The sequence below is a fragment of the Limimaricola variabilis genome (assembly GCF_014195545.1).
Taxonomy (GTDB): Bacteria; Pseudomonadota; Alphaproteobacteria; order Rhodobacterales; family Rhodobacteraceae; genus Limimaricola; species Limimaricola variabilis.
In genome coordinates this window covers 41,883-67,900 of sequence record NZ_JACIBX010000012.1, presented here as the reverse complement: position 1 = coordinate 67,900, position 26,018 = coordinate 41,883, and the positions used below count along the sequence as shown (strand labels likewise).

Sequence of the window (26,018 nt, the reverse complement as noted above, 5' to 3'; positions counted from 1 at the left end):
CAAGTTCTGCCAGGGCATTTGCCTAGCCGATGAGCAATTACTCACCGATTTAGTGAGTCGTGTCAAGCCGCACGCATGGCGGCATTGCGGCGGGCGCATGGTTAACCCTAGGTGAATGGCCGAGTCGTGATGGCGGCGGACTTCGCATTCCGGCTCGGCCGATCTAGGCTGCATGGCGGATCACAGGGGGGCCGATCATGGATGAGGAGCGAGGCCGTGCCGCGGCGCGGGGCCTGCGCCATGCGCGCGAGATCGAGGGACATCTCGATTGGCTCGACAGCTTCACCGGCACGGCGCTGGGCGTACTGTCGGTGGCCAGCGGCATCTACACCTATCTCGGCGTCTCGACGCTGCTCGACGATACCGGCGCGCTCTCGGTCTTCGCGGCGATGGCCTATTCGATCGCGGTCTCGGTCGGGATCTTCGTGTTCTGGTCCTACATGCTGCGCCTTTTGCCCGCGATGCGCTCGGCCGGGTCCCGGATCGGGCTCGCCGCCTCCATGGCATTGGGATCGCTGGCAATCGTGGCGATGTCGTCTTGGCTCAACGCCGCGGCGCTTGCCGGGGCGGCGGCGGTCGAACAGCATCTGGCAACCACGGTTCAAAGCTATCAAGGCGCGCTGGAACGGGCGAACACCATAGCCGTTTCGGCGCAAGGGCTGGGTCGCGATGTCGCCCGGGTTCGCAGCAGCTTCGAGGATCTGGGCGAACAGGAAGCCAGCGGCGGGCTATCGGGCTTTGCCGGTCGCGGGGCGGTGTTTCGCCTGCTGCGCCAGAAATCCGACGAGCTCTCCGCGCTCGAAGCGCAAATCGCCAGCCAGCAGCCGCTGCTCGACGCGGCTTTCGCCGAGGGGAACGCGATCCTCAGCCGGATGCGCGCGCTCACCGTCGAGCCCGGACCGGTCGAGGCCCGTTCGGTCGAGTTCTCCGAAGAGGCAGTGCGGCTCGCAGGCGTCATCACGACGCTTCGTCAGCTGTCTGTGGCGCCCCTCGTGGTCCGCGCGGCCAGCGACCTGTCCGCCTCGGTGGTGCTACCGCAGCTCGACGGTGGCGACGACGCGGCGCGGTCCGGACAGCAGGCGACCATAGATTCGGTCCTGACCGTACTGGGCCAGCGGGCCGAGACCCTGCGCCGCGCGGCCGAGACGGTGATCGCGATGCCCCCGCCCGCCGACACCACCTATACGCCAATCTCTGCCGCGGACGCGGTCATACTCTATGCCCGCAACTTCGTGCCCTCTTGGGCCGGTGCGATCGCCATCGACCTGCTGCCGGCCGTGCTCGTGCTGATCGTTGCGGTCGCGCAGGCAGCGATGCGCTCGGGCCGCGAGGGTGTGGCGGTCGAGGAACGGATGACGCTCGCGGAGCTGCGCGGGGCGCTGCTGGCACTGCGCGATATCGAGGCGGCGGCGCCAGACGGGCCGCTCGTACGAGAGGAAACCGGCGCGGAGCCGCCGAGCGACCGGCCCCAGCCGGTCGAGATCGCGCGGCCGGCCGAATGAGCGGGCCGCGCCGCTGGCTCGCGGCGGTGCTCGCGGCCGAGATCGCGCTCGGGGCGCTGCTCTTCAGCGGCGATCTGAGCCGGGCCCTGCCCCGCATCGCCTGGCCCTCCACCGCCCCCCAGCTGACCGAACCGGCCCGCCCCGGCGACCAGACCCGCCGCTTTCGCCCCGACCAGCTGCCGGTCAGGCAGCGGCCCGATGGCACGCCGCTGCCCGACACCGCCGACATGCCCGAGCGGCTTCAGATCGAAGCGGTGGAGGACGGGCTGCATCTATGGGGCCGCATCGCGCCAGGCGACGCGGCCCGGCTGGCCGAGAGGCTCGAACGCCGCGATGAGGCGGACATCACCATATGGCTCGACAGCCCCGGTGGTTCGGTCACCGACGCGCTGAAGATCGGTCGGGCTCTGCGAGCCGGCGGCTTCGACACCGCCATGCGAACCGGCGCCGTCTGCCTCTCTGCCTGCCCCTACATCCTCGCCGGGGGTGCCACGCGGCGGCTGGAGGATGGCGCAATGGTAGGTGTGCACCAGCACTACTTCGACCAGAACGTCGCCTTGCCCGCCATTTTTGCGGTCGAGGACATCCAGCGGGGTCAGGCCGAAGTAATGGGCTATCTCATCGAGATGGGGATCGACCCGGCGCTGATGCGCCACGCGCTCGCCACGCCCCCGGACGAGATCTACCTGCTCTTGCCGGAGGAGCTGGAGCGCTACGGCATCGTCGAGACGCCCGCACCCGCCGGTTGACGCGGCGCCGCCGGGCAGCCTCTTGACGCGACGCGCGCCTCTGTCACAAGGCAGGGCATGAGCACTGGCGCCCTTACCATCGATCTCGACGCGCTCGCCGCCAATTGGCGCGCGCTTGACGCCATGACCGGTTGCGAAACCGGCGCCGTGGTCAAGGCCAACGGCTACGGGCTGGGCGCAGGACGCGTCGCCCGCAAGCTGGCCGAAGCCGGGGCCCGGCGGTTCTTCGTCGCGGTCGCAGAAGAAGGCGCCGCCGTCCGTCGTGCGGTCGGACCCGAAGCCGAAATCTACGTTTTTGCAGGGCATATGGAGGGCGACGCCCGCCGCCTGAGCGAAGCCGGGCTGATCCCGATGCTGAACTCGATCAATCAGCTGGCGCGCCACATGGAGGCCCTGCCGGGCCACCCCTTCGGCATCCAGCTCGACACCGGGATGAACCGTCTCGGCTTCGAATGGGCGGATTGGGCCGAAGCCGCGCCGATCGCCCTCGACAATGGGCCGCTCTGGCTGATGAGCCATCTCGCCTGCGCCGACGAGCCGGACCACGAGATGAACGCCTACCAGCTCGACATCTTCCGGCAGATGACCGACGGGCTGGGCGTGCCCCGTTCGCTTTCGGCCACCGGCGGCATTCTGCTCGGTCCCGATTACCATTTCGACATGACCCGCCCGGGCATCGGCCTCTATGGCGGGCTGCCCTTTGAGGACGCCCAAGCGGTGGTCCGGCTCGACCTGCCCGTGGTCCAGTGCCGCGATCTCGTGGCCGGTGAGGTGGTCGGCTATGGCAACTCTTGGCAGGCCGACCGGCCGAGCCGCATCGCCACGATCTCCGGCGGCTATGCGGACGGGCTGATCCGGTCGCTGTCCGGCAAGGCCACCTTCTGGCACGGCGACACGCCCTGCCCGCTCGTCGGTCGGGTCTCGATGGACCTGATCACCGTGGACGTCACCGATCTCGATGGCGATCCGGCCTACCTGACCCTGCTCGGTCCGCACCAAGGCGTCGATTCGCTGGCGCGCGATGCCGGCACGATCGGCTATGAGGTCCTCACCTCGCTGGGTCGACGCTACGTTCGCCTCGAGAATCCGGCCTGATCAGGGCGGCCAAGGGCCGCTTGGATCAAATTTGACGACAATCGCATCACAATTCACCGTGATGACGTCCTTTCAGGAACCGGCAAGGAGCCGCCGAGGTTAGAGTGGAAACTGACACATTCGTGCCGGAGACCGCTCGTGCCAAAGTCCAGCCCTGCCGCCCTCGCCACACGTGCCTTGCAGCTGATCGCCATGGCGGTCCTCGCGATCGCCGCCGCCGCTGCCTTGGCCGCGACCATTGCCGCCGCGCTGGGCTATCTGCCCTGGCTCGAACTGACCGCCCGGTTCGGCGAGACCGCCGTGCCGTGGGCCGGGATGGCGCTCCAGATCTTCCTGACCACCCTGCTCGTGACGCTGGTGTTCTTCCTGCCGTCCTCAGGCCGGGTCCTCGCGCTTGAAAACAGCCACCGCAACTTCCGCATCTCGATGAACGACGTGGCGCGCGCCTACCATGTCGCGCACACCGCCGATCGGGCCGGTGTCTTCACCATGTCGTCTGAGTTCGACGCGGTCCGCGAACGGCTTGCCTTCCTGCGTGATCACCCCGATCTCGGTCATCTCGAGCACGAGGTGATGGAGGTCGCGGCCCAGATGGGCGAGCAGGCCCGCGAGCTTGCCGACATCTACTCGGACGAAAAGGTCGCCCGCGCCAAGAAATTCCTCGCCGCACGGCAAGAGGACGCCGAGCGCCAGCAGGAGCGCATCATCGAGGCGCTGCATATCTGCCGCGAGCTTAAGCGCTGGTCCGACCAGGTCGAGCTGGAGGAAAGCGTCGTCGCCAGCCAGCTGGCCCAGCTCGACGACCAGCTGCGCGAGATCCTGCCGGAACTGGGCTACGATGCCACCAAGCGCGACAGCCACACTCCGGAGGAGGACGCGCCCAAAGTGGTCAACATGAAGCCCGCGGCCGAGTAATAATCGGGTCAACGCAAGGTGAACATTCATGGCCCGGCGCGCTGCGCCGGGCCATTGCTCGTCCCGCCCCGATCGGTGAAAAGACCCCATGGCCAAGGATCTTGCTTACGTCTGCACCGAATGCGGCGCGACCCATTCGAAATGGTCGGGGCGCTGCGACGCCTGCGGCGCGTGGAACACCATTCAGGAAGAGGCACCGCTGACCGCGGGTCCGGGCGCCAAGGCGCTCGGCGCGCAACGCGGCCGCAAGTTGGTGCTGACCGATCTTGCCTCCACCCCCGAGGCGCCACCCCGCACCGTGTCCGGCGTTGCCGAACTCGACCGGGTGCTTGGCGGCGGCCTCGTCGCGGCATCGGCGCTTCTGGTGGGCGGCGATCCCGGCATCGGTAAGTCGACCCTGCTTCTGCAGGCCGCGGCCCGCTTTGCCAGGGGCGGCCTCAAGGTTATGTACGTCACCGGCGAGGAATCGGCGGCGCAGGTGCAGATGCGCGCCCAGCGCCTCGGCCTCACCGAAAGCCCGGTCACGCTCGCGGCCGAGACCAACCTGCGCGACATCCTGACCACACTCGACGCCGAGCGGCCGGACCTCGTGATCATCGATTCGATCCAGACCATGTGGTCCGACAAGGTCGAGGCAGCGCCCGGCTCGGTCAGCCAGGTGCGCACCGCCGCGCATGAGCTGACGACATTCGCCAAGACCCGCGGCATCGCGGTCATCATGGTGGGCCACGTCACCAAGGAAGGCACGCTGGCGGGTCCCCGCGTGGTCGAGCACATGGTCGATTGCGTGCTCTACTTCGAGGGCGAGCGCGGCCACCAGTTCCGTATCCTGCGCGCGCACAAGAACCGCTTCGGCCCGGCCGACGAGATCGGCGTGTTCGAGATGACTGGCAAGGGGCTCGCCGAGGTCAAGAACCCCTCGGCGCTGTTCCTCTCCGAGCGCGACACTGCGGCACCCGGCTCGGTCGTCTTCGCCGGCATCGAAGGCACACGCCCGATCCTGTGCGAGATCCAGGCGCTGGTCTCGCCCGCTGCGCCGGGCCAGACCCGGCGCTCGGTCGTGGGCTGGGACGGGGGCCGACTGGCGATGATCCTCGCCGTGCTGGAGGCCCGGTGCGGCGTCTCTTTCTCCGGTCTCGACGTCTATCTCAACGTCGCGGGCGGCCTCCGGATCACGGAGCCCGCCGCCGATCTCGCGGTCGCCGCGGCACTGATCTCGGCCCGCGAGGACAGTGCCTTGCCGGTCGACTGCGCGATCTTCGGCGAGATTTCTCTCTCCGGGGCGGTGCGGCCCGTGGCGCAGATGGAAAACAGGTTGAAAGAAGCCGCGAAACTTGGTTTCACGCAGGCGATCCTGCCACAGCGCCCCAAGCGCCGCGCGGCGGCGGAGATGGCGGCCGGGCTGGAGCTGCGCGAGATGCGCGACCTGCCAGGCTTCGTCGACACGGTGTTCGGATTGGCGCCGGGCGAACGGGAATAAGGGCTCTCATGGAAAGTTTCACGATCATCGACGGCATCGTCGCGCTCATCGTCGTGGTGTCGGCGCTTCTCGCCTATTCGCGCGGATTGGTGCGCGAGGCGCTCGCCATCGCCGGCTGGATCGGCGCGACGATCCTCGCCTTCATCTTTGCAGACCAGGTGCGGCCGCTAGTGCGGCAGATCCCGGTCGTCGGCGACTTCATCGGTGACAGCTGCGAGCTGTCGATCATCGCCGCCTTCGCGGTGGTCTTCGCGGTGGCGCTGGTCATCTTCTCGATCTTCACGCCGGTCTTCTCCGGCGCGGTGCAGCGTTCGGCGCTGGGCGGCATCGACCAGGGCCTCGGCTTCCTGTTCGGCGTGGCACGCGGCATCCTGCTCGTCGCGGTGGGCTTCTTCGTCTACGAGGTGATCCTCTCGGCGCAGCAGATCCCGATGGTCGAGAATAGTCGCGCCGCGGCGGTGTTCGGCCAGATCACCGAAAGCTTCTCGACCGAGGAACCGCAGGCGGCGCTGGCCTGGGTCACGCTGCAATACGAGCAGCTCGTCGGCCTTTGCGGCGCGCCGGCCTGATCCCTAGAGAATGACGGCGCGGATGGCATAGGCCACCGCGCCGACAACCCCGACCCCCATCGCCCAGAGCGCGATGAACCAAAGCACCCGCTGCAGCATCAGTGGTAGCCCTTCTCCGGGTCGAGCTTTCCGCGGAAGACCCAGTAGGCGTAGGCGGTGTAGCCGAGGATGATCGGCACCAGCACGATCGCGCCCACGAACATGAAGAGCTGGCTCTTGGCCGGTGCGGCTGCTTCCCACAGGGTGATCTCCTGCGGCACCGCCAACGGCCAGATCGAGATCCCCAAGCCCAGAAAGCACAGCGCGAACAGCACCAGCCCGAGGATGAAGGGCAGCCGGTCGCGTTCGGGGTGGAACAGCGTACGGAACAGCAGCAGCGCAATCCCGGCGATCAGGATCGGCACCGGCGCGGTCAACGCGATCTGCGGCCAGTCGAACCAGCGCGCAGCGTAGCCCGCGCCAAGGAACGGTGTGGCAAGGCTGACTGCCGCGATGCCGATGATCGTCGCCACGAAGAAGCCACGCGCCATGATCCGCACCCGGTGCTGGATCTCGCCCTCGAGCTTCATGTTGAGCCAGCAGGCTCCCAAGAAAGCATAACCCGCCACCACCGCCACGCCGCACAGGATCGAGAACGGGGTGAGCCAGTCCCACCAGCCGCCCGCATAGGCGCGGCCCTCGACCTCGATCCCCTGCAGGAAGGCACCGAGGATGATCCCCTGCGCCAGCGCCGCCGTGACCGAGCCTCCGATGAAGGCCGCGTCCCAAGCCCGTTTGGACAGGCGCGAATTGGCGCGCCAGCGATACTCGAAAGCGACGCCTCGGAAGATCAGCGCGAGCAGCATCGCGATGATCGGCGGATAGACCGCCGGCATGATGATGGCATAGGCCATCGGGAAGGCGGCGAAGAGCCCGCCGCCGCCCAACACGAGCCATGTCTCGTTGCCGTCCCAGACCGGTGCGACCGAGTTCATCATGATGTCCCGGTCCGACTTCTCCCGGAAGAACGGGTAGAGGATGCCGATCCCGAGATCGAAGCCGTCCAGCACGACATAGACGAAGACCGAGAACGCCAGCAGCAGGGCCCAGGCGATGGTGAGGTCGATGGAGTAGAACATCACGGGGTCTCCGGGGCGATGTCATGGCCACTTTCGCGCATCTGGTTCTGCGGCGTCACGCCGGCGGTGCGGATCGGGCCCGGCTCGACGCGCACGCCCCGCTCGCCCAGCGCTGGTGCATGGTGCATGAGCTTGAGGATATAGGCGACGCCAGCGCCGAAGATGACGAAATAGATCACCACGAAGGCGATCAGCGAGGCCCCCACCGCGCTGGCGCCCAGAGGCGAATGCGCCTCGGCGGTCCTGAGCGCGCCATAGACCACGTAGGGCTGCCGCCCGACTTCGGTGGTGATCCATCCCGCGATCACCGCGACCAGCCCCGAGGGCCCCATCACCAGCGCCGCGCGATGCAGCCAAGGCGCTTCGAAAAGCCGCTTCCGAAACCGCGCCCAGAGCGACCACATCCCGATCCCCAGCATGGCAAAGCCGATCCCGACCATGACCCGGAAACTCCAGAACACCACCGCCACGGGCGGCTGCTCGTCGCGCGGGATGGTATCGAGCCCGTCGAGCGGGGCGTCGAGGTGGTGCTTGAGGATCAGCGAGGACAACTTCGGGATACCGACCGCGTATTTCAACTCCTGCGCCTCCTGGTCGGGAATGCCGAAGAGGTAGAGCGGCGCGCCGTCGGGATGGCTCTCGAAATGCCCCTCCATCGCCATGACCTTGGCGGGCTGGTGTTCGAGCGTGTTGAGACCATGCGCATCGCCGAGGAAGATCTGGACTGGCGCCACGATGGCGGCCATCCACATCGCCATCGAGAACATGGTGCGCACGCCGGGATTCTCGCGCTGCCCGCGCAGCAGGTGCCACGCCCCGACCCCGCCGACGATGAAGGCGGTGGTGAGATAGGCCGCGGTCAGCGTATGCGCGAGGCGGTAGGGAAAGGACGGATTGAAGATGATCGCCCACCAGTCCTCGGGCACGAACTGGCCGTTCTCCGCCACGGCAAAGCCCTGCGGCGTCTGCATCCACGAGTTCACCGACAGGATCCAGGTGGCCGAGATCGCCGTGCCCACCGCGACCATCAGGCAGGCGAACATGTGCAACCCCGGCCCCACCTTGTCGCGGCCGAAGATCATGATCCCCAGGAACCCGGCCTCGAGGAAGAAGGCGGTCAGCACCTCGTAGGCCATGAGCGGGCCGATCACCGGCCCGGCGATGTCGGAGAACACCGACCAGTTGGTGCCGAACTGGTAGGACATGGTGATGCCCGACACGACGCCCATGGCGAAGGTGATGGCGAAGATCTTCAGCCAGTATTTGAACAGCCGCAGATAGGCTTCGTCCTTGGTCCACAGGAACAGCCCGTTGAGCACCGCGAGAAAGCTTGCCAGCCCGATCGAGACCGCCGGAAAGATGAAGTGGAAGGCGACGGTGAAGCCGAACTGCATCCGCGCCAGCATGACCGCGTCGAAGCCGAGAAAGGTGTCCATGGCCGGGTTCCTTGTGCCTTGACCCTGACTTAGGGACCTATCTGCCCCTGACAACGCGACATCGTGACCCTGCGGCACGCGGTCCGGCTTGCGCTGCGCCGCTGGATTGGGCATTGGGCGACCCGACGGAAAGGATGATATGATCCTTTCGTGACACTCGGACGCGGAGGTCGTAAACGGACCCCGCAACGCACCGGATTCGGAGCCAGCCAGATGCGCGATTTCCCCGCCCACCCCTTCGATGACGACAAGCTCAAGGAGGAATGTGGCGTATTCGGCGTCATCGGCGTCGCGGACGCCGCGAACTTCCTCGCGCTCGGGCTGCACGCCCTGCAGCATCGCGGCCAGGAAGCCGCCGGCATGGTCACCCACGACCCCGAAGCCGGCTTCTGCTCGGCCCGCCGGATGGGTTACGTGCGCGACAACTTCACCTCGCGCGAGGTGCTCGAAACCCTGCCCGGCACGCTCGGCATCGGCCATGTCCGCTACTCGACCTCCGGCCACAAGGGCCAGACCGCGATCCGCGACGTGCAGCCCTTCTTCGGCGAATTCTCGATGGGCGGCGCCGCCGTGGCCCATAACGGCAACCTGACCAACGCCGCCGCGCTGCGCCGCGAGTTGATCGAGCGTGGCTCGATCTTCCAGTCCTCTTCGGACACCGAATGCATCATCCACCTGATGGCGCGCTCGATGGGCCGTTCGATCCCCGACCGGATGGAGGAAGCGCTGCGCAAATGCGAGGGCGCCTTCTCGATCGTCGCGATGACCCGTACCAAGCTGATCGGCTGCCGCGACCCGCTGGGCGTGCGCCCGCTGGTGCTCGGCAAGCTGGGCGATGGCTGGGTGCTATCGTCGGAAACCTGCGCGCTCGACATCGTCGGCGCCGAGCTGGTGCGCGAGATCGAGCCGGGCGAGATGGTGGTGATCACCCCCAAGGGCGTCGAGAGCAACTTCCCCTTCAAGAACCGCGCCTCGCGCTTCTGCATCTTCGAGCACGTCTATTTCTCGCGCCCCGACAGCATCCTCGGCGGCCGCTCGGTCTATGAAACGCGGCGCCAGATCGGTGTCGAGCTGGCCCGCGAGGCCCCGGTCGAGGCCGATCTGGTCTGCCCGGTGCCCGATTCAGGCACGCCCGCGGCGATCGGCTACAGCCATGAGAGCGGCATTCCCTACGGCATGGGGATCATCCGCAACCAGTATATGGGCCGGACCTTCATCGAACCCTCTGAGCAGATCCGCAACATGGGCGTGCGGCTCAAGCTCAACGTCAACCGCGCGCTCATTCGCGGCAAGCGGGTGATCCTCGTCGACGACTCGGTGGTGCGCGGCACCACCTCGCGCAAGATCAAGGAAATGATCCTCGATGCGGGCGCAGCCGAGGTGCATTTCCGGATCGCCTCCCCGCCGACCGCGTGGCCCTGCTTCTACGGCGTCGATACGCCCGAGCGCGAGAAGCTGCTGGCCTCGCATATGAGCGAGGAGGAGATGCGCCGCCATCTCGACGTGGACAGCCTCAAGTTCATCTCGCTGGACGGCCTCTACCGCGCGGTCGGCGTGTCCGAGGGCCGCGATCCCAAGGCGCCGCGCTATTGCGACGCCTGCTTCTCTGGCGACTATCCGGTGGTGCCGGCGGACATGGTCGACAAGGGCTTCCAGCTCAAGACCGCCGCCGAGTGAGATCGCGCGCGGCGCGGCGGAGGCCTCACTCGGCCTCCCGCGCCGCCGCTTCCAGCACCGCGATGTCGATGCGGCCCATTTCCATCATCGCCTCGGCCATGCGCCCGGCCGCGTCGCGGCTGGCGCGGGCGAGCATGTGCGGCAACGCCTCGGGCAGGATCTGCCAGGACAGGCCGAAGCGGTCACGCAACCAGCCGCAGCGGCCGCCTTCCCCGCCATCCGCCGTCAGCGCTGCCCACAGGCGGTCCGTCTCGGCCTGATCCCGCGTCATCAGGGAAATCGGCACGGCCTCGGTCAATCGCAGATGCGGGCCGCCATCGAGCGCCAGATAGGCCGCGCCGCCGAGCGTGAAGGCGACCACGGTCGCCACCTCGTCATCGGGTCGGCGCAACATCTCGTCGATCCGGCTGTCGGGCAGAAGCGTGACGTAGAACGACGCCGCCTCCTCGCACTGGCCGTAGAACCAAAGACATGTCCGCTGCGGCGACCACCCCATGCGCGTGCCTCCCTTTCGGCAAGGCTACATGCCGCGGGGGCCCCTGTCTCAACCGCCGCGAGGCGGCGCTTCCGGCTGAGCGGTCATCCGCCGCCCATGCCAGGGCGGCACCCCGCGCCGCTCCAACTCGGCCCCGACCAGCCGCGCCACGAGCACCGCGAGCGTGGTCTTCACCAGCTTGCCGACGAGGAACGGCACCGCGCCGGTCATCACGGCAGCGCCGAGCGTCAGCGACGTGCTCGCCGCGAGCCACAGAACACCCGGCACCAAAAGCGCCAGAGACGGCAGGAAGGCCGCGACGAACAGGGCACCAAAGCTGTGCCGCCGCAACCGGCCAACCAGCCATGCGGTCATCCATGCCATGCCGACGAAGCCCCACAGATAGCCCGCCGTGGGCCCGGAAAGCGCCGCAAGGCCGCTATTGCCACCGGCGAACAACGGCAGCCCCGCCGCCCCCAGCGCCAGGTAGGTGAGGAGAGTCACCGCCGCCAGCATCGGCCGACAAAGCAGGCCGATCACCGAGACGGCAAAGGTCTGGAGCGACATCGGCACCGGATACATCGGCACGTCGATCTGCGCCGCCAGCCCCACCAGCAGCGCCCCGCCCAGCGCGATCCCGACCGGGACGAACAGGCTCTCTTTCCAGAGGGTTCGGACCAGTACGCGCGTTCCGTTCATGAGGCCGCTCCTCGATCTTGATGCCGGGTCAGGGTCATCGGCAGCCCCCCTCGGGTCAAGCGCGCAGGCCTTGCCGGGCCGGGGATAATGCTTCAAATGCAGGGCAAATGATCGACCATCCGTCCCCCCTTTCTGCGCCGGAGCGCCCGGACCTCGTGCTCGTGCTGTGCACGGGGCGCTGCGGCTCGACGACGTTGGCGCGGGCCTGCGCGCATCTCGACGGCTGGAGCGCGGCGCATGAAAGCCGGACTCATCTGGTCGGCCCGGCTCGGCTCTCCTACCCGTCGCGCCACATCGAGATCGACAACCGGCTGAGCTGGTATCTGGGGCGGATCGGCCGCGACATTGGTGACCGTGCGGCCTATGTGCACCTGACCCGAGATGCTGAGGCGGTGGCACAGAGCTTCGCGCGTCGCGCCAATCAGGGCATCATGCGCGCATGGCGGCAGGACGTGCTGACCCACACCCGCTGGCGGGAGCCGAAGGCTTCGCTGATCGAGCAGTGCCGGGACCATGTCGAGACCGTCACCGCCAATATCGAGGCCTTCCTCGCCACCCGCCGCCACGTGATGACGATGCGGCTGGAGACGATCGAGGCCGATTTCGAGCGCTTCACCAGCTGGATCGGCGCACAAGGCGATCTCGCCGCCGCTCGCGCTGAACTGGCGCGCCGCCACAACGCGACCCAAGGAGACACCCCGGCATGACCGATACCGCCAAGCCCGTCCTGATCACCGGCGCCAGCCGCGGCCTCGGCGCCGCCTTGGCCGAGGCGCTGGCGCCGGGCCGCCACATCGTCGCTGTGGGTCGCACGACCGGTGCGCTCGAAGAACTCGACGACCGGATCCGCGCCGCCGGCGGCCAGGCGACGCTGGCACCGATGGACATCACAGTCCCGGAAGCGATGCAGCAGCTCTGCCGCTCGATCCATGACCGCTGGGGCGGGCTGTCGATGTGGGTGCACACCGCCATCCACGCAGGCCCCCTCGCCCCGGCGCCGCATCTGGCCGACAAGGATCTCGACCGATCCATCGCCACCAACCTGCGCGCCACGGCGCGGTTGATCGCCTATGTCGCGCCGCTTCTGGGCCAGGACGGGCGGGCGGTGTTCTTCGACGACCCCATGGGCGGCGAGAAATTCTTCGGTCATTACGGCTCGACCAAGGCCGGTCAGATGGCGCTGGCGCGGAGCTGGCAGGCCGAGACGGTGAAGACCGGACCGCAGGTGCGCATCCTGGCCCCGCACCCGATGCCCACTGCGACCCGCGCCCGGTTCTACCCCGGCGAGGACCGCACGCCGCTGGCCGACATTCGGGCCGAGGCGGCGCGGCTGCTGCCCGAAATCCTGGCGGACTGAGCGCCCCGGCGCGCCTGCCGCGCGCAGCGCTTGCCGCATCCCGGCGGCTCCCGTAACAAGGGGCCAAAGGGGGCCCGGCATGCGTATTCTCATCACCAATGACGACGGCATCAACGCGCCCGGGCTCAAGGTGCTCGAGGAGATCGCCGCCGAGATCGCCGGCCCCTCCGGCGAGGTCTGGGTCGTGGCCCCCGCCTTCGAGCAGTCGGGCGTGGCCCATTGCATCTCCTACACTCATCCCACGATGATCGCCGAGCTGGGCCCGCGCCGTTTCGCGGCCGAGGGCAGCCCAGCGGATTGCGTGATGGCCGGGTTGCACGACGTGCTGGCCGACGGCCGCCCCGACCTTGTGCTTTCCGGCGTCAACCGCGGCAACAACGCCGCCGAGAACGCCATGTATTCCGGCACGGTGGGCGGCGCGATGGAGGCAGCGCTGCACGGGCTGCCCGCGATCGCGCTGTCGCAGTTCTACGGCCCCGGCAATGCGAGACGCGACGACCCGTTCGACGCGGCCCGCCGGCACGGCGCCGCGACGGTACGGCGCCTGCTCGACCATGGGATCTGGGACGCGGATGCAGATTACCGGCTGTTCTACAACGTCAACTTCCCCGCTCTGCCGGCGGCCGAGGTGCGCGGGCTGAAGGTCGGGCGGCAGGGCTTCCGCCGCGAGACCAGCTTCGGGGTCGAGCCGCATGTCTCCCCGTCCGGGCGGCGGTTCCTGTGGGTGCGTGGCGGGCGGCAGGACGTCCCGACCGGCCCCGGCACCGACGCGCAGGACAATCTGGACGGCTACATCTCGGTGGTGCCGATGCGCGCCGACCTGACCGCCCATGACGCGCTCGACGCGGTGAGCGCCGCGCTCGGAGATGCCGTGGCATGAGCTTCGACGCCGACGCCAAGATGAAGTTCCTCTATGCGCTGCGGTCGCACGGAGTGACGGATGCGCGGGTGCTCGACGCGATGGAAAAGATCGACCGCGCCCGGTTCGTCAAGGGCCTGTTCGCAGAACGGGCATATGCCGACATGCCGCTGCCGATCGCCTGCGGTCAGACCATCTCCCAGCCCTCGGTGGTGGGGCTGATGACGCAGGCGCTCGACGTGCAGCCGCGCGACAAGGTGCTCGAGGTCGGCTGTGGCTCGGGCTACCAAGCCGCGATCCTGAGCTATCTGGGCCGCCGGATCTACACCATCGACCGGTTTCGCAGCCTAGTCGCCGAGGCCCGCACGATCTTCACGGAACTGGACCTGCCCAACATCACGGCGATCACCGCCGACGGCTCGCACGGGCTGCCGGAGCAGGCACCCTTCGACCGCATCATCGTGACCGCCGCCGCGGAGGATCCTCCGGGGCCGCTCTTGGCGCAGCTTCGGGTGGGCGGTATCATGGTGCTTCCGGTCGGGCAGTCGGATACGGTGCAGAGCCTGATCCGGGTGACGCGGAACGAAACCGGCTTCGATTACGAGGAGCTGCGCGCTGTGCGTTTCGTGCCCCTCGTCGAGGGGCTGGGTCAGGATTGAGGGCACGCGCCCACAGGCATGAAACCCCCGGACGACACGGGGGAAATCGGGAAACGAGGTCAGATCGATGCAGAACACATCACTCCGCCGGGCGTGGCGCCTGCTGTCTTGCTCCACGGCGCTGGCGCTGTTGGCGGCTTGCGCGGAGCCCTTCGACCCGGACCTGCGCGACATGGGCAATGGCTTCGACACCTCGGCCGCAGCTCTGAACCCCGCGCCCCGGCCCCAGCCCGATGATCGCGGTGTCATCTCCTACCCCAATTACCAGGTCGCAGTTGCGCGCGAGGGCGACAGCGTCGTGACCCTGGCAAACCGGCTCGGCCTCGAGCCGGCAGCGCTGGCACGCTACAATGGCATCGCCGCGAATGCGGGCCTGCGCGGTGGCGAAGTGATCGCCCTGCCCAGCCGCGTGGCCGAACCGTCGCCTGCCACCGGCGCCACCGTTACCGGCCCGATCACCCCGTCCAACACCGGCACGCCGCCAGTCAGCACCGGCCGGATCGACGTCACCACGCTGGCAGGCGCGGCGATTGACCGTGCCTCGCCGCAGGCGCAGCCTTCCTTCCCGACCCCGGCTCCGGCCCCGCAGACACCGGCCGCCAGTGCCACCGCCAGCTCGACCCCGGCGGTCCGCCCTGTGCAGCCCACGGGTCAAGAGCCGGTGCGGCATCAGGTCGGGCGCGGCGAGACCGCCTATTCGATCGCGCGACTCTACAACGTGCCGGTGCGCAGCCTCGCGGAGTGGAACGGGCTGGGCTCGGACCTCGCGGTGCGCGAGGGGCAGTTCCTGCTGATCCCGCCGGCCGCCGCCGCGACCGCTTCGGCGGCCCCCGCACCGGCGGCGCCTGCCCCCGCCCCGGTGACGCAGCCCGGTCAGGGCAGCCCGACGCCGACCCCGCCCTCGGCCTCGGCGCCGCTGCCCGAGGAACGTCCGGCCCCGGTCGCCGCCGCGACGCCCAGCGCGCCCCAGACGCCTGCCCCGGCGCCCACGCCGCAGCCCGTGGCCGAGCAATCGGCGCCCAAGCCATCGGCCATGGCAATGCCGGCGCAGGGCAGCATCATCCGCGCCTACGCCAGGGGCCGCAACGACGGCATCGACATCGGCGCCCCGGCGGGCAGCGCGGTAAAGGCCGCCGCCGCCGGCACCGTGGCGGCGATCACCACCAACACCGAAGGCATCCAGATCGTCGTGATCCGCCATCCCGACGAACTGCTCACGGTCTATACCCACGTAGTCGACCTGACCGTCGAGCGTGGCGCGTCGGTCTCCAAGGGCCAGACCATCGGCAAGGTAAAGGCCGGCTCGCCCAGCCTGCTGCATTTCGAAGTGCGCAAGGGCATGGAGAGCCAGGACCCGACCAACTACCTGCCCTGATCGCCCGGACGGGATCCCAACACTCGAAAGGGCCGCTCCGAGGAGCGGCCCTTTCGTCGTTCGGTCCGGCGTCAGGTCAACCGATCCGGATGCCTTCGCGCCCGGCAAGATCGGTGAAGAACTGCCATGCGACCCGGCCCGAGCGGCCGCCCCGCGTCGCCTGCCATTCGATCGCCTCGGCGCGCAGCCGCGCGTCGTCGATCTGCAGCCCGAAGGCATCGCAATAGCCCCGGATCATCGACAGGAACTCGTCCTGATCGCAGGGGTGGAACCCGAGCCAGAGACCGAACCGGTCCGACAGCGACACCTTCTCCTCGACCGCCTCGGAGGGGCTGATCGCGGTGGAGCGCTCGTTCTCGATCATTTCGCGCGGCATCAGGTGGCGCCGGTTCGAGGTGGCATAGAGCACCACGTTCTCGGGCCGCCCCTCGATGCCCCCGTCGAGCACCGCCTTGAGCGATTTGTAATGCGCGTCGTCATGGCTGAAGGACAGGTCGTCGCAAAACAGGATGAAGCGCTGCGGTGCGGCCCGCAGGATCGATAGGCAGCGGTCGATCGAGGCCAGATCCTCGCGCTGCACCTCGACGATCTTGAGCTGCGGGAACTCGGACTGGAGCGAACCGTGAACGGCCTTGACGAGGCTCGACTTTCCCATTCCCCGCGCGCCCCAGAGCAGCGCGTTGTTGGCCGGAAGCCCGGCGGCGAACCGCCGGGTATTGGCCAGGAGCGTGTCGCGCGCCCGATCGATGCCGACCAGCAGGTCGAGATCGACCCGGCTCACCTTCGGCACCGCGACCATGCGGTCGGGATCGGGCTGCCACATATAGGCCGGCGCGCCGCGCAGGCTGGGCGCCGGCTGCGGCGGCGGGCTGATCCGTTCGAGCGCCAGTGCGATACGGTCGAGCGCGTCCTGGCTCATTTCACGGCCTCCTCGTCATCCTCGTCCTCATCCTCGACCCACAGCCCCTCGGCCCGGAGCCGCGCTTCGCGCTTTTTTTCGACGCGGGCGACGAGCAGGATCGACACCTCGTAGAGGCCATAGACCACGGTGAACAGGATCACCTGGCTCACCACGTCGGGCGGCGTGGCGACGGCGGCGAGCAGCAGGATCGCCACGACTGCGTATTTGCGCACGCTGCCCAGCCCCTTCGCCGAGACCAGCCCCGCCTTGCCCATCAGCGTCAGCAGGACGGGCAGTTGGAAGCACAGCCCGAAGGCCACGATGAACTTGATGGTGAGCGCCAGATAGGCTTGGGCCGAACCCTGGAAGGCAATGCCTGCCACGGCGGTTTCGGCATCGGGCCCTTCGACCAGGCTGCCGGGCTGCTGGAAGCCGAGGAAGAAGTCGAAGGCCAGCGGCGTCACGACGTAATAGGCGAAGGACGCGCCGAGGAAGAACATGAAGGGCGAGGCTATCATGAAGGGCAGGAAGGCGCCCTTCTCGGACTTGTAGAGCCCCGGTGCCACGAAACGCCACATCTGGTAGGAGATCACCGGGAAGGCCAGCACCAGCCCGCCCAGCATCGAGATCGACACCGCGACGAAGAAGCCTTCCTGCAGCGCGATCAGGATCAGCCCGCAATCCTCCTGCCCGCGCGTCGCCATGGCAGCGCAAAGCGGTCGGGTCAGGAAGTCGAAGATCGGGTTCCAGACGGTGAAGCACACGACCATGCCCGCCACGAAGGCAAGCAGTGAGCGGATCAGTCGCGACCTGAGTTCGGCCAGATGCTCGATCAGCGGGGCCGAGCTGTCCTCGATCTCGTCGAGAGGGGTCATGATGACGTCTCATCCTTTCGCGCGGGGGCAGCGGGCGCGGGGTCGTCCAGCGGTTTGGCCGGGGCGCTGATCGGCTCGGGCTCGAACTCCGGCTCGAGATCGGCCAGTTCTTCCTCGGTCGGCGCGGCGGCGGCACGTGCCTGCCGTTCGGTCGCGGCCTTGGCGGCAGCCTCCTCCACCTTGCGACGCGTCTCGGCCCGCTCCTCGGAAAGCGGCTTGTCGCTGCCCGACTTGAAGTTCTTCTTCAGCGCATCGGTCCCGAAGCTCTTGGGATCGGCGGCGGCCTTGATGGTCTTCTGGATGTCGCGCATGCCGCTCTCGTCCGCGGCATCTTCCATGGCACGCGAGAACTCCCGCGCCATGGCCTTGGCCTTGCCGGTGAAGCGACCGATTTCGCGGAACATGCCGGGCAGGTCCTTGGGACCGACCACGATCAGTGCCACGATCCCGATCAGCAGAAGCTCGCTCCAGCCCAGATCGAACATGTCGGTCTATCCTGTCTTGGGCTCAGGCCCGGTCCTTGTCCTCGACGGTGCCCGGCTCGTGCACGGTGCCCGCCTCGTTGACGGTCTTGGACTGGTCGTCGATCTCGCGCTTGCCGTCGTCGACGCCGCGCTTGAAGGCGGTGATGCCCTTGCCGACTTCGCCCATCAGCGAGGAAATCTTGCCGCGTCCGAACAGCACCAGCACCACGACGGCGATCAGAAGCAGGCCCGGCAGGCCGATATTGTTGAGCATGGCGTGTCTCCCATTCCGGCGGCCCTCGGGGCCGCGCCTTGTCTCGCAGCCCCGAGATACGCCGACCCGCCCCGCTACGAAAGAGCGCAAGCGGTGAAAGGCAGCGCTTTTCTTGACACGAAACTGTCAGGAGCGCATCCAGACCGCGACAGGAGAACCGCCATGCCCCGCTCCGACCGCCTCGTCGAGATGATCCGCATCCTGCGCGACGGACGGCTGCACCGCGCCGAAGACATGGCCGAACGGCTCGGCGTCTCCGCGCGCACGGTCTATCGCGACATGGACCGGCTGATCGCCTCGGGCGTGCCGATCGAGGGGCGCCGGGGGCTGGGCTACCGGGCCACCGCCGCCGTCACCCTGCCGCCGCTGAACCTGACGATGACCGAATTGGAAGCGCTGCATCTGGGGCTCGCGGCAGTGGCGCGTGCCGAGGATGCCGAGCTGCGCGCCGCCGCGCTGTCGCTTTCGGGGCGGATCGATGCCGTTCTGCCCGAGGATCGCGACCGCGCCGGCGGCTGGAGCTTTGCCACGCCCCCCTTGGGCGATGCCGTGACGGGCTTCCGGCACATGGGCAGCCTGCGCGCCGCGATCCGAGCGCGGCAAAAGCTGCAGGTGACGATGCGCGATGCACCGGTCACCCATGTGTTGCGACCGCTGCGGCTCGATTATTGGGGACGGGTGTGGACGCTGACCGGCTGGAATGAGACCACGCGCGATTTCGCCGAGCTGCGGGTCGATCGTATCGCCGCGCTCAAGGTGCTGCCACAGCTCTTCGTGGACGAGCCGGGGCGCATGCTCGCCGACCTCGAGGCCGCGCGGGGCGCGCGGGCATAGGGCTCGGAGGATTGGGAGCGGATGATCTGCCCGAAGTTCAGCGCGCGGAACTTGCCTCTTGCCGCGGTGCCGCAGAAAAGCAGCGCATCGCTCACACCCAAGGGGCCGCCATGAACCTCAGACCTGCACAGGCGGCCGACGCGTCGAGCCTCGCGGCCCTTTCCATCGAAGTCTGGCTGGGCACCTATATCCGCAACGGCGTAAACGGTTTCTTTGCGGATTACGCGCTGACCCAGTTCACCCCGGAAAGATACCGCGCCTGGCTCGACGACCCCGACGAGCATGTCATCGTATCCATGAACGCGGACGGGATCGACGGCTTCGCCCGTGTCAGCTCGGGCAAAACGGCACCGCTCGACCCGCGCTCGACCATGGAGCTGTCCACGCTCTACGTTCAGCCGCGGCACCACGGCAAAGGCATCGGCCGAGCCCTTCTGGAGGCGTCTTTGTGCCACGCACGTCCGACCGGCAGCCCGTCGATCTGGCTGACGACGAATGCGGAGAACATGCGGGCGATAGGATTTTACCGATCCCAAGGCTTCGAGAGGATCGGAACCACACAGTTCCAGATCGGGGACCAGAGCTATCCGAACGAGGTCTTTCGCTACAGCTTCTGAGAGCCGCTAGAAACCTTGCATCCAAACTCCGCCCCGGTCGGCCCAGCGCATTGATACGCGGCGCCCGGAGCGTCAGCCTCGGCGTCGCTTGGGAAAGACGAAGCAGCGGTCGCGGCGCATCATCAGCCACAGCCGCGTGCCGGGCTTGGGCAGGAAGACCGACGGCACGGAAGCGCGCAGGATCTCGTTGTCGTGGTCCATGCGAAACTCCACGAGACTCGACGCGCCGAGGAACCGCGACCGCTCCACCGTCCCGGCGGCGGGTGTGCCTTCGCGTGCGGTGGGGTTCGGGCCACGCCCCTGCCGGTCGAAATCGATCTTGAGGTGCTGGGGCCGGATCACGATCTCGACCTCGGTGCCGTCGGGCAGGCCCGGCGTCAGGAAATCGCCAAAGGGGGTGTCGCACAGGGCCCCCTGTACCACGCCCTCGATCACGTTGATGTCCGAGAAGAACGCCGCCGCCTCGCGGTCCTTGGGCGCGTTGTAGATGTTGTAAGGCGCACCGTGCTGCACCACCCGGCCGTCGCGCATCAACGCGATCTCATCGGCCATGCGCATCGCCTCGGCGGGCTCGTGAGTGACCAGCAGCACCGCCGTCCCCTCGGCCTTGAGCACGCCCAAGGTCTCGTCGCGGATGTCGTCGCGCAGCCGGTCGTCGAGGCCCGAGAACGGCTCGTCCATCAGCAGGATGCGCGGGCTGGGCGCCAGCGCCCGCGCCAAGGCCACGCGCTGCTGCTCGCCGCCCGACAATTCATGCGGATAGCGGTCGATGTGGCGGCGCATGCCCACCTTGTCGAGCAGCGTCTCGACCCTTGTCCGGATCTCGGCCTTGCTGCCCTTGATACCGAAGCCCACATTGCGCGCCACGTCGAGATGCGGAAACAGCGCGAAATCCTGAAACATCAGCCCGATGCCGCGCGATTCCGGCGGTACGTGCAGCGCGCCTTCGGAGATCGGCGCGCCATCGACATAGACGCCGCCCGCATCCTGCCGATCGACCCCGGCGATGATCCTCAGCGTCGTCGACTTGCCGCAGCCCGACGGCCCGAGCAGGCAGGTCACCTGCCCCGGCATCACCTTGAGCGACACCCCCGACACCACCTCGCGGCCCCCGAACACACGGGTCAGGTCGCGGATCTCGAGGCGCGGTGCGGGCGCGGTCTGCGCGGCGGTGGTCCGGGCGGGAGGGGCGGTCTCGAACAAGGTCAAATCCCGATCAAATACGTCGGATTGCCCTAGCAATCCCGCCTCCCGCCCGCAAGTCACATGGTCTGGTTGCCCGCGCCGCCGTCGAGCAGCACGTTCTGCCCCACCATGAACCCGGCATGCTGCGAGCACATGAAGGCGCAGGTGGCGCCGAATTCGGCTGCGGTGCCATAGCGCCGGACCGGGATTGTCGCCTCGCGCTTGCGGCGCGCATCCTCGACGCTGATGCCTTCCTTCTGGGAGACGCCGCCATCGAGCGAGGCCGCGCGGTCGGTATCATGGATGCCGGGCAGAAGATTGTTGATCGTCACGCCCGCATGGGCCACCTGCCGCGAGGTACCGGCGACAAAGCCGGTCAGGCCGGCACGCGCCGAGTTGGACAGGCCCAACACTGCGATCGGCGTCTTCACCGATTGCGAGGTGATGTTGACCACGCGGCCCCAGCCGCGCTCCATCATCCCCGGCACCAACGCCTTCATCAGCGCGATCGGGGTGAGCATGTTGGCGTCGAGCGCGCGGATGAAATCCTCGCGGTCCCAATCGGTCCACATACCCGGCGGCGGGCCGCCCGCATTGGTGACGAGGATGTCGACGCCCTGCGCCGCCTCGATGACCTTGCTCTGCCCCTCCGGGGTGGTCACGTCGCAGGCGACGGTCGTGACCTCGACACCGAACCGGTCGCGGATCTCCTGCGCGGTCTGCTCCAGCGCTTCGGCGCCGCGCGCGTTCATCACCAGATCGACGCCCGCCTCGGCCAGCGCCTCGGCGCAGCCACGGCCCAAGCCCTTGGACGACGCGCAGACCAACGCCCGCTTGCCCCTGATGCCCAGATCCATCAGATAACCTCCCTGTTTACCCGGATGGCCTAGCATCGGTCCGGACCCCGGGCAATGATGCCCGTGACTGCGGAGGGGAAGCGCGCGGATGGATGATGACCAAGTGCAGCAGCTCGGCGTCTACGAGGCCGGGGCCTTCCGGGTGGTGCAGGGCGTGGCCCGCGGCGAGGCGCTGAGCTTCGCCGACGATCTCGTGCCGGGCGATGTCTATCGCCTCTCCACCGACGCGCGGTTGCGGCAGATCAGCGTCCGGCCCGAGGCCGCAGGCGGGTTCCGGATCCTGTCCGGCAGCGCCGCCGAGAAGCCCGGGCGTATCCTGCATCTCGACAGCTGCCTGACCCTGATGGCCAAGAGCGGCGCCTCCGGCGAGGCGATCATCCTCGTCGAGGTCGAGGACGGCCATGCCGTGGCGATCTATCTGCTGCCGCTGGGACGGCTGGAACCCGAGGGAGAGTATCGGCTGGTCGGGATCGACCGGCATGCGGGCACCGAACGCCTGGCCCAAGTGACCTGCGTGTCCTTCACTCGCGGCACCCATATCGCCCTCGCCAGTGGCGCGCAGGTGCCGGTCGAGAATCTTCGCCCCGGCGACCGTGTTCTGACCCGCGACGACGGACCGCAGCCGCTACGCTGGATCGGCCAGACGACGCTGCGCGCCACCGGACGCTTCGCCCCGGTGCTGATCCGCGAAGGGGCCCTGCACAACGCGCGCGACCTGTTGCTGAGCCCCGATCACCGGGTCTTCGTCTGGCAGCGCGAGGATCGGCTCGGCGCCGGTCGAGCCGAGCTTCTGGTCAAGGTACGTCACCTGATCAACGGTGACAGCGTGCAGCAGCGCGAAGGCGGCTTCGTCGATTACTTCCAACTCGTCTTCGACTCGCACCAGATTGTCTATGCCGAGGGGATTGCCGCGGAGTCCCTGCTGATCGACCACCGCAACCGTGGCGCCTTGCCCGATGATCTCTCCGCGCATCCGACGCCGCGCCATCTCGACTACGAAGTCAGCGAAAGGCTGGTCTCGGGGGGCGAGGCCGTGGCCCTCTTGCGGCGCGCCTCGGGATTGTAGGCCGGGCCGCGGCAAGCGGCCCGGCGCATGCCACGCGAAGCGCTCAGCCCCCGATCCCGACATCGACCTGCGCGTCGAGGAGCCGTTTCGAGCCCGTCTTGCTGGCCTTGCCAGCCGACAGGTCGACATCCGCATCAAGCAGCGACCCGCCATTCGAGCGCAAGCCGCCGACCGAGGCATCGACGTCGGCATCGACCAGGCCGCCTGAGGAGCCCGAGCCGCCGACAGAGACGTCCGCATCCGCATTCGCTACCCCGCCCGAACTTCCTCCGGACTGCGAGCCGGAACCGCCGGATGAACCGGAACCGCTACTGGAACCCGATCCGCCGGAGCCGCCGAAGCCGGACCCAGCACCCGACCCTGTGCCGGAGCCGGAGCCGGAGCCGCTGCTTCCACCGCCCGATGCGCTGCCGTTACCCGAGCCTGTTGCCGCACCACCGGTGCCCGCACTTCCCCCTGTGTCGCCGCCGTTCGTCGATCCTCCGCCGGAACCGCCTGCTTCGCCACTGGCACTGAGCGCGAGCGAGCGGTCCGTCCCTGCTCCGCCACGGAACGCCAGATTATCCGGCTCACCGCATGCGGTGAGCGTCGAGCCGACCAGCAGCATGCCGATCGTGGTCCGAATGGTCATTGAAGTCATGACCCGTTCCTTTCAGATGCAGCCGGTGGCGCATGCGCCACCAGCACTTACCACCTCAGGTTGCTCATGGACCGTGGCAAACTTGTGGCAATGGTCACCTTAAGTGTATGATTTATATGCTTTTATCACCGAACATCGTGGAACCGCTCGACGACGAATGCGTTGAACCCTCAGCATGCCTTGACGGCAGATCGGTTCGATCCCGGCAATTGTCTCGGCGCTTCGGAGTGGCTATAGCGCCCGCATGAACAACCGCCCCGCCCTCCCGCCCGAAATCGCCCGCCGCCGGACCTTCGCGATCATCTCGCACCCCGACGCCGGCAAGACCACGCTGACCGAGAAGTTCCTCCTCTTCGGCGGGGCGATTCAGATGGCCGGTCAGGTCCGCGCCAAGGGCGAGGCGCGGCGCACACGCTCGGACTTCATGCAGATGGAGAAGGATCGCGGCATCTCGGTCTCGGCCTCGGCGATGTCCTTCGACTTCGAGCGCTTCCGCTTCAACCTCGTCGACACGCCCGGCCACTCGGACTTCTCCGAGGACACTTACCGCACGCTGACCGCCGTGGACGCGGCCGTGATGGTGATCGACGGCGCCAAGGGCGTGGAGAGCCAGACCCGCAAGCTGTTCGAGGTCTGCCGCCTGCGCGACCTGCCGATCCTGACCTTCTGCAACAAGATGGACCGCGAGAGCCGCGACACCTTCGAGATCATCGACGAGATTCAGGAAAACCTCGCCATCGACGTGACCCCGGCCTCCTGGCCGATCGGCGTCGGCCGGGATTTCCTCGGCTGCTATGATCTCCTGAACGACCGGCTCGAACTGATGGACCGCGCCGATCGCAACCGCGTGGCAGAAAGCGTCCGCATCTCGGGTCTCGACGACCCGAAGATGGAGGAGCATGTTCCCGCCCACCTGCTCGAGAAGCTGCGCGAGGAGGTTGAGATGGCACGCGAACTGCTGCCCGCACTCGATCCTCAGGCCGTGCTCGAAGGACACATGACGCCGATCTGGTTCGGTTCGGCGATCAACAGCTTCGGCGTGCGCGAGCTGATGGCCGGCATCGGCACCTATGGCCCGGAGCCGCAGGTGCAGAAAGCCGAGCCGCGCGAGATCGCGCCCGAAGAGGACAAGGTCGCGGGCTTCGTCTTCAAGGTGCAGGCCAACATGGACCCCAAGCACCGCGACCGCGTCGCCTTCGTGCGCCTCGCCTCGGGCCATTTCCAGCGCGGCCAGAAGCTCACCCATGTCCGCTCGAAGAAGCAGATGGCGATCACCAACCCGGTGTTGTTCCTCGCCTCCGACCGCGAACTGGCCGACGAGGCCTGGGCGGGCGACATCATCGGCATCCCCAACCACGGCCAGCTGCGCATCGGCGACACGCTGACCGAGGGCGAGATGCTGCGCGTGGCGGGGATCCCCTCGTTCGCACCCGAACTGCTGCAGACCTGCCGCGCAGGCGACCCGATGAAGGCCAAGCATCTCGACAAGGCGCTCAGCCAGTTTGCCGAGGAAGGCGCCGCCAAGGTGTTCAAGCCGACCTTCGGTTCGGGCTTCATCGTGGGCGTCGTCGGCGCGCTGCAGTTCGAGGTGCTCGCCAGCCGGATCGAGATGGAATACGGCCTGCCGGTGCGCTTCGAGCCGTCGCAGTTCACCTCGGCGCGCTGGATGGCCGGCGACAAGGCGGCGGTCGAGACCTTTGCCGCCAAGAACAAGCAGCACATCGCAACCGATAATGACGGCGATCTGGTCTATCTCACCCGGATGCAGTGGGACATCGACCGGGTCGAGCGCGATCACCCGGAGATCCGCCTCACCGCCACCAAGGAAATGATGGTGTAATTGAAAGAATAAGATATGCGGCCCTAGTTGGGCCGCATATCTTCCCTCCTCCGAACCATCACTCAGACGAGCTTCGCGTCCATCGTGATCTCGGCCCCCTTGAGGAGTTTCGACACCGGGCAGCCGGTCTTGGTGGCCTCGGCCGCCTTGCGGAACTGCTCCTCGGAGGCGCCGGAGACCTTCGCGCGCACGTCGAGATGGATCTTTGTGATCTCGAAGCCCTCGCCGACCTTCTCCAGGAATACGGTCGATTGCACGTAGATATCATCGGCGGTCAACTCGTCCTTGCCCAACTCCAGCGACAGCGCCATGGCGTAGCAGGCCGAATGGGCCGCGCCGATCAGCTCCTCGGGGTTGGTGCCGGGGCCGCCTTCGAAGCGGGCGTTGAAGCCATAGGGCTCGCCCTTCAGGACACCGGTCTGGGTCGATATCTCTCCACCGCCCTCCTTGATGCCGCCGCTCCAATGGGCCTTGCCGTGTTTCTTGATCATCGCCGTCTC

Annotated in this window: 29 protein-coding genes; 16 read left to right on the top strand and 13 right to left on the bottom strand. The window is 67.8% G+C overall.

Features of this window, described 5'->3' with window-relative positions:
• The first annotated feature begins 197 nt into the window (after positions 1 to 197).
• From FHS00_RS14215 to FHS00_RS14190, 6 genes are all read left to right on the top strand, one after another.
• Entirely contained in the window at positions 198 to 1,502 is a 1,305-nt protein-coding gene (locus FHS00_RS14215; protein WP_183474751.1) for a hypothetical protein, read from the top strand.
• Entirely contained in the window at positions 1,499 to 2,251 is a 753-nt protein-coding gene (locus FHS00_RS14210; protein ID WP_183474750.1) for a COG3904 family protein, read from the top strand. Before FHS00_RS14215 ends, FHS00_RS14210 begins: the two co-directional genes overlap by 4 nt.
• Positions 2,252 to 2,308: 57 nt before the next feature.
• A complete protein-coding gene (gene alr / locus FHS00_RS14205) occupies positions 2,309 to 3,346 on the top strand; it encodes an alanine racemase (protein ID WP_183474749.1) in 1,038 nt (345 codons plus the stop codon).
• Between the two features lie 192 nt (positions 3,347 to 3,538).
• Positions 3,539 to 4,261 (top strand): DNA repair protein, encoded by a 723-nt coding sequence (locus FHS00_RS14200; protein ID WP_183474779.1) that lies wholly within the window; start codon positions 3,539 to 3,541, stop codon positions 4,259 to 4,261.
• 88 nt (positions 4,262 to 4,349) lie between these two features.
• Positions 4,350 to 5,741 (top strand): DNA repair protein RadA, encoded by a 1,392-nt coding sequence (gene radA / locus FHS00_RS14195; RefSeq protein WP_183474748.1) that lies wholly within the window; start codon positions 4,350 to 4,352, stop codon positions 5,739 to 5,741.
• An 8-nt stretch (positions 5,742 to 5,749) separates the two neighbouring features.
• Entirely contained in the window at positions 5,750 to 6,310 is a 561-nt protein-coding gene (locus FHS00_RS14190; protein WP_183474747.1) for a CvpA family protein, read from the top strand.
• Positions 6,311 to 6,313: 3 nt separating this feature from the next.
• On the opposite strand, the gene FHS00_RS14185 is transcribed toward FHS00_RS14190, so the two are convergent.
• The 3 genes from FHS00_RS14185 to FHS00_RS14175 are packed head-to-tail and all read right to left on the bottom strand — an operon-like array spanning position 6,314 to position 8,864.
• Positions 6,314 to 6,409: a DUF2474 domain-containing protein gene (locus FHS00_RS14185; protein WP_183474746.1), complete on the bottom strand. Its 96-nt coding sequence runs from the start codon at positions 6,407 to 6,409 to the stop codon at positions 6,314 to 6,316.
• Positions 6,409 to 7,428 (bottom strand): cytochrome d ubiquinol oxidase subunit II, encoded by a 1,020-nt coding sequence (gene cydB / locus FHS00_RS14180; RefSeq protein ID WP_183474745.1) that lies wholly within the window; start codon positions 7,426 to 7,428, stop codon positions 6,409 to 6,411. Before cydB ends, FHS00_RS14185 begins: the two co-directional genes overlap by 1 nt.
• A complete protein-coding gene (locus FHS00_RS14175) occupies positions 7,428 to 8,864 on the bottom strand; it encodes a cytochrome ubiquinol oxidase subunit I (RefSeq protein ID WP_183474744.1) in 1,437 nt (478 codons plus the stop codon). Before FHS00_RS14175 ends, cydB begins: the two co-directional genes overlap by 1 nt.
• 213 nt (positions 8,865 to 9,077) lie before the next feature.
• On the opposite strand from FHS00_RS14175, the gene purF reads away from it, so the two are divergent.
• Entirely contained in the window at positions 9,078 to 10,541 is a 1,464-nt protein-coding gene (gene purF / locus FHS00_RS14170; RefSeq protein WP_183474743.1) for an amidophosphoribosyltransferase, read from the top strand.
• A gap of 25 nt (positions 10,542 to 10,566) precedes the next feature.
• Here purF and FHS00_RS14165 read toward each other — a convergent pair whose 3' ends face one another.
• Together FHS00_RS14165 and FHS00_RS14160 are read right to left on the bottom strand one after the other, a co-directional pair.
• The gene (locus tag FHS00_RS14165) at positions 10,567 to 11,037 is read right to left on the bottom strand and encodes a VOC family protein (RefSeq protein WP_183474742.1); all 471 of its coding nucleotides are present in this window, start codon (positions 11,035 to 11,037) and stop codon (positions 10,567 to 10,569) included.
• 48 nt (positions 11,038 to 11,085) lie between these two features.
• Positions 11,086 to 11,715, bottom strand: a complete 630-nt coding sequence (locus FHS00_RS14160) for a biotin transporter BioY (protein ID WP_183474741.1) — start codon at positions 11,713 to 11,715, stop codon at positions 11,086 to 11,088.
• Positions 11,716 to 11,822: 107 nt separating this feature from the next.
• Here FHS00_RS14160 and FHS00_RS14155 point away from each other — a divergent pair, with 107 nt between their 5' ends.
• The 5 genes from FHS00_RS14155 to FHS00_RS14135 all read left to right on the top strand — a co-directional run bounded on the left by FHS00_RS14155 (position 11,823) and on the right by FHS00_RS14135 (position 15,965).
• The gene (locus FHS00_RS14155) at positions 11,823 to 12,422 is read left to right on the top strand and encodes a hypothetical protein (protein ID WP_183474740.1); all 600 of its coding nucleotides are present in this window, start codon (positions 11,823 to 11,825) and stop codon (positions 12,420 to 12,422) included.
• A complete protein-coding gene (locus FHS00_RS14150; protein WP_183474739.1) occupies positions 12,419 to 13,072 on the top strand; it encodes an SDR family NAD(P)-dependent oxidoreductase in 654 nt (217 codons plus the stop codon). Before FHS00_RS14155 ends, FHS00_RS14150 begins: the two co-directional genes overlap by 4 nt.
• 79 nt (positions 13,073 to 13,151) lie before the next feature.
• The gene (surE, locus tag FHS00_RS14145) at positions 13,152 to 13,952 is read left to right on the top strand and encodes a 5'/3'-nucleotidase SurE (RefSeq protein WP_183474738.1); all 801 of its coding nucleotides are present in this window, start codon (positions 13,152 to 13,154) and stop codon (positions 13,950 to 13,952) included.
• Entirely contained in the window at positions 13,949 to 14,590 is a 642-nt protein-coding gene (locus FHS00_RS14140) for a protein-L-isoaspartate(D-aspartate) O-methyltransferase (RefSeq protein WP_183474737.1), read from the top strand. The genes surE and FHS00_RS14140 overlap by 4 nt, the downstream gene beginning before the upstream one ends.
• A gap of 67 nt (positions 14,591 to 14,657) precedes the next feature.
• Positions 14,658 to 15,965, top strand: coding sequence for a M23 family metallopeptidase (locus FHS00_RS14135; RefSeq protein ID WP_183474736.1), 1,308 nt, complete (start codon positions 14,658 to 14,660; stop codon positions 15,963 to 15,965).
• Between the two features lie 76 nt (positions 15,966 to 16,041).
• Here the strand turns inward: FHS00_RS14135 and FHS00_RS14130 are convergent, their stop codons facing one another.
• The 4 genes from FHS00_RS14130 to FHS00_RS14115 are packed head-to-tail and all read right to left on the bottom strand — an operon-like array spanning position 16,042 to position 18,479.
• Entirely contained in the window at positions 16,042 to 16,884 is an 843-nt protein-coding gene (locus FHS00_RS14130; protein ID WP_183474735.1) for an ATP-binding protein, read from the bottom strand.
• Entirely contained in the window at positions 16,881 to 17,741 is an 861-nt protein-coding gene (tatC, locus tag FHS00_RS14125; RefSeq protein ID WP_183474734.1) for a twin-arginine translocase subunit TatC, read from the bottom strand. The genes FHS00_RS14130 and tatC overlap by 4 nt, the downstream gene beginning before the upstream one ends.
• A complete protein-coding gene (gene tatB, locus FHS00_RS14120; protein ID WP_183474733.1) occupies positions 17,738 to 18,226 on the bottom strand; it encodes a Sec-independent protein translocase protein TatB in 489 nt (162 codons plus the stop codon). Before tatB ends, tatC begins: the two co-directional genes overlap by 4 nt.
• 22 nt (positions 18,227 to 18,248) lie before the next feature.
• Positions 18,249 to 18,479 (bottom strand): twin-arginine translocase TatA/TatE family subunit, encoded by a 231-nt coding sequence (locus tag FHS00_RS14115; protein ID WP_183474732.1) that lies wholly within the window; start codon positions 18,477 to 18,479, stop codon positions 18,249 to 18,251.
• A gap of 162 nt (positions 18,480 to 18,641) precedes the next feature.
• Here FHS00_RS14115 and FHS00_RS14110 point away from each other — a divergent pair, with 162 nt between their 5' ends.
• Positions 18,642 to 19,313 (top strand): helix-turn-helix transcriptional regulator, encoded by a 672-nt coding sequence (locus tag FHS00_RS14110; protein WP_183474731.1) that lies wholly within the window; start codon positions 18,642 to 18,644, stop codon positions 19,311 to 19,313.
• 110 nt (positions 19,314 to 19,423) lie between these two features.
• Positions 19,424 to 19,930: a GNAT family N-acetyltransferase gene (locus FHS00_RS14105; protein WP_183474730.1), complete on the top strand. Its 507-nt coding sequence runs from the start codon at positions 19,424 to 19,426 to the stop codon at positions 19,928 to 19,930.
• Between the two features lie 72 nt (positions 19,931 to 20,002).
• Here FHS00_RS14105 and FHS00_RS14100 read toward each other — a convergent pair whose 3' ends face one another.
• Together FHS00_RS14100 and FHS00_RS14095 are read right to left on the bottom strand one after the other, a co-directional pair.
• Positions 20,003 to 21,133 (bottom strand): ABC transporter ATP-binding protein, encoded by a 1,131-nt coding sequence (locus FHS00_RS14100; protein WP_183474729.1) that lies wholly within the window; start codon positions 21,131 to 21,133, stop codon positions 20,003 to 20,005.
• A 59-nt stretch (positions 21,134 to 21,192) separates the two neighbouring features.
• Positions 21,193 to 21,972, bottom strand: a complete 780-nt coding sequence (locus FHS00_RS14095; protein WP_183474728.1) for an SDR family oxidoreductase — start codon at positions 21,970 to 21,972, stop codon at positions 21,193 to 21,195.
• An 88-nt stretch (positions 21,973 to 22,060) separates the two neighbouring features.
• On the opposite strand from FHS00_RS14095, the gene FHS00_RS14090 reads away from it, so the two are divergent.
• Positions 22,061 to 23,038, top strand: coding sequence for a Hint domain-containing protein (locus FHS00_RS14090; protein ID WP_183474727.1), 978 nt, complete (start codon positions 22,061 to 22,063; stop codon positions 23,036 to 23,038).
• A 43-nt stretch (positions 23,039 to 23,081) separates the two neighbouring features.
• On the opposite strand, the gene FHS00_RS14085 is transcribed toward FHS00_RS14090, so the two are convergent.
• Entirely contained in the window at positions 23,082 to 23,678 is a 597-nt protein-coding gene (locus FHS00_RS14085) for a hypothetical protein (protein ID WP_183474726.1), read from the bottom strand.
• Between the two features lie 244 nt (positions 23,679 to 23,922).
• Between FHS00_RS14085 and FHS00_RS14080 the strand changes: the two genes are divergently transcribed.
• Positions 23,923 to 25,518 carry a peptide chain release factor 3 gene (locus FHS00_RS14080; RefSeq protein ID WP_183474725.1) on the top strand — a complete coding sequence of 532 codons (1,596 nt, stop codon included), beginning with the start codon at positions 23,923 to 23,925 and terminating at the stop codon, positions 25,516 to 25,518.
• A 62-nt stretch (positions 25,519 to 25,580) separates the two neighbouring features.
• Here FHS00_RS14080 and FHS00_RS14075 read toward each other — a convergent pair whose 3' ends face one another.
• Positions 25,581 to 26,009, bottom strand: coding sequence for an OsmC family protein (locus FHS00_RS14075; protein ID WP_183474724.1), 429 nt, complete (start codon positions 26,007 to 26,009; stop codon positions 25,581 to 25,583).
• Positions 26,010 to 26,018 lie beyond the last annotated feature (9 nt).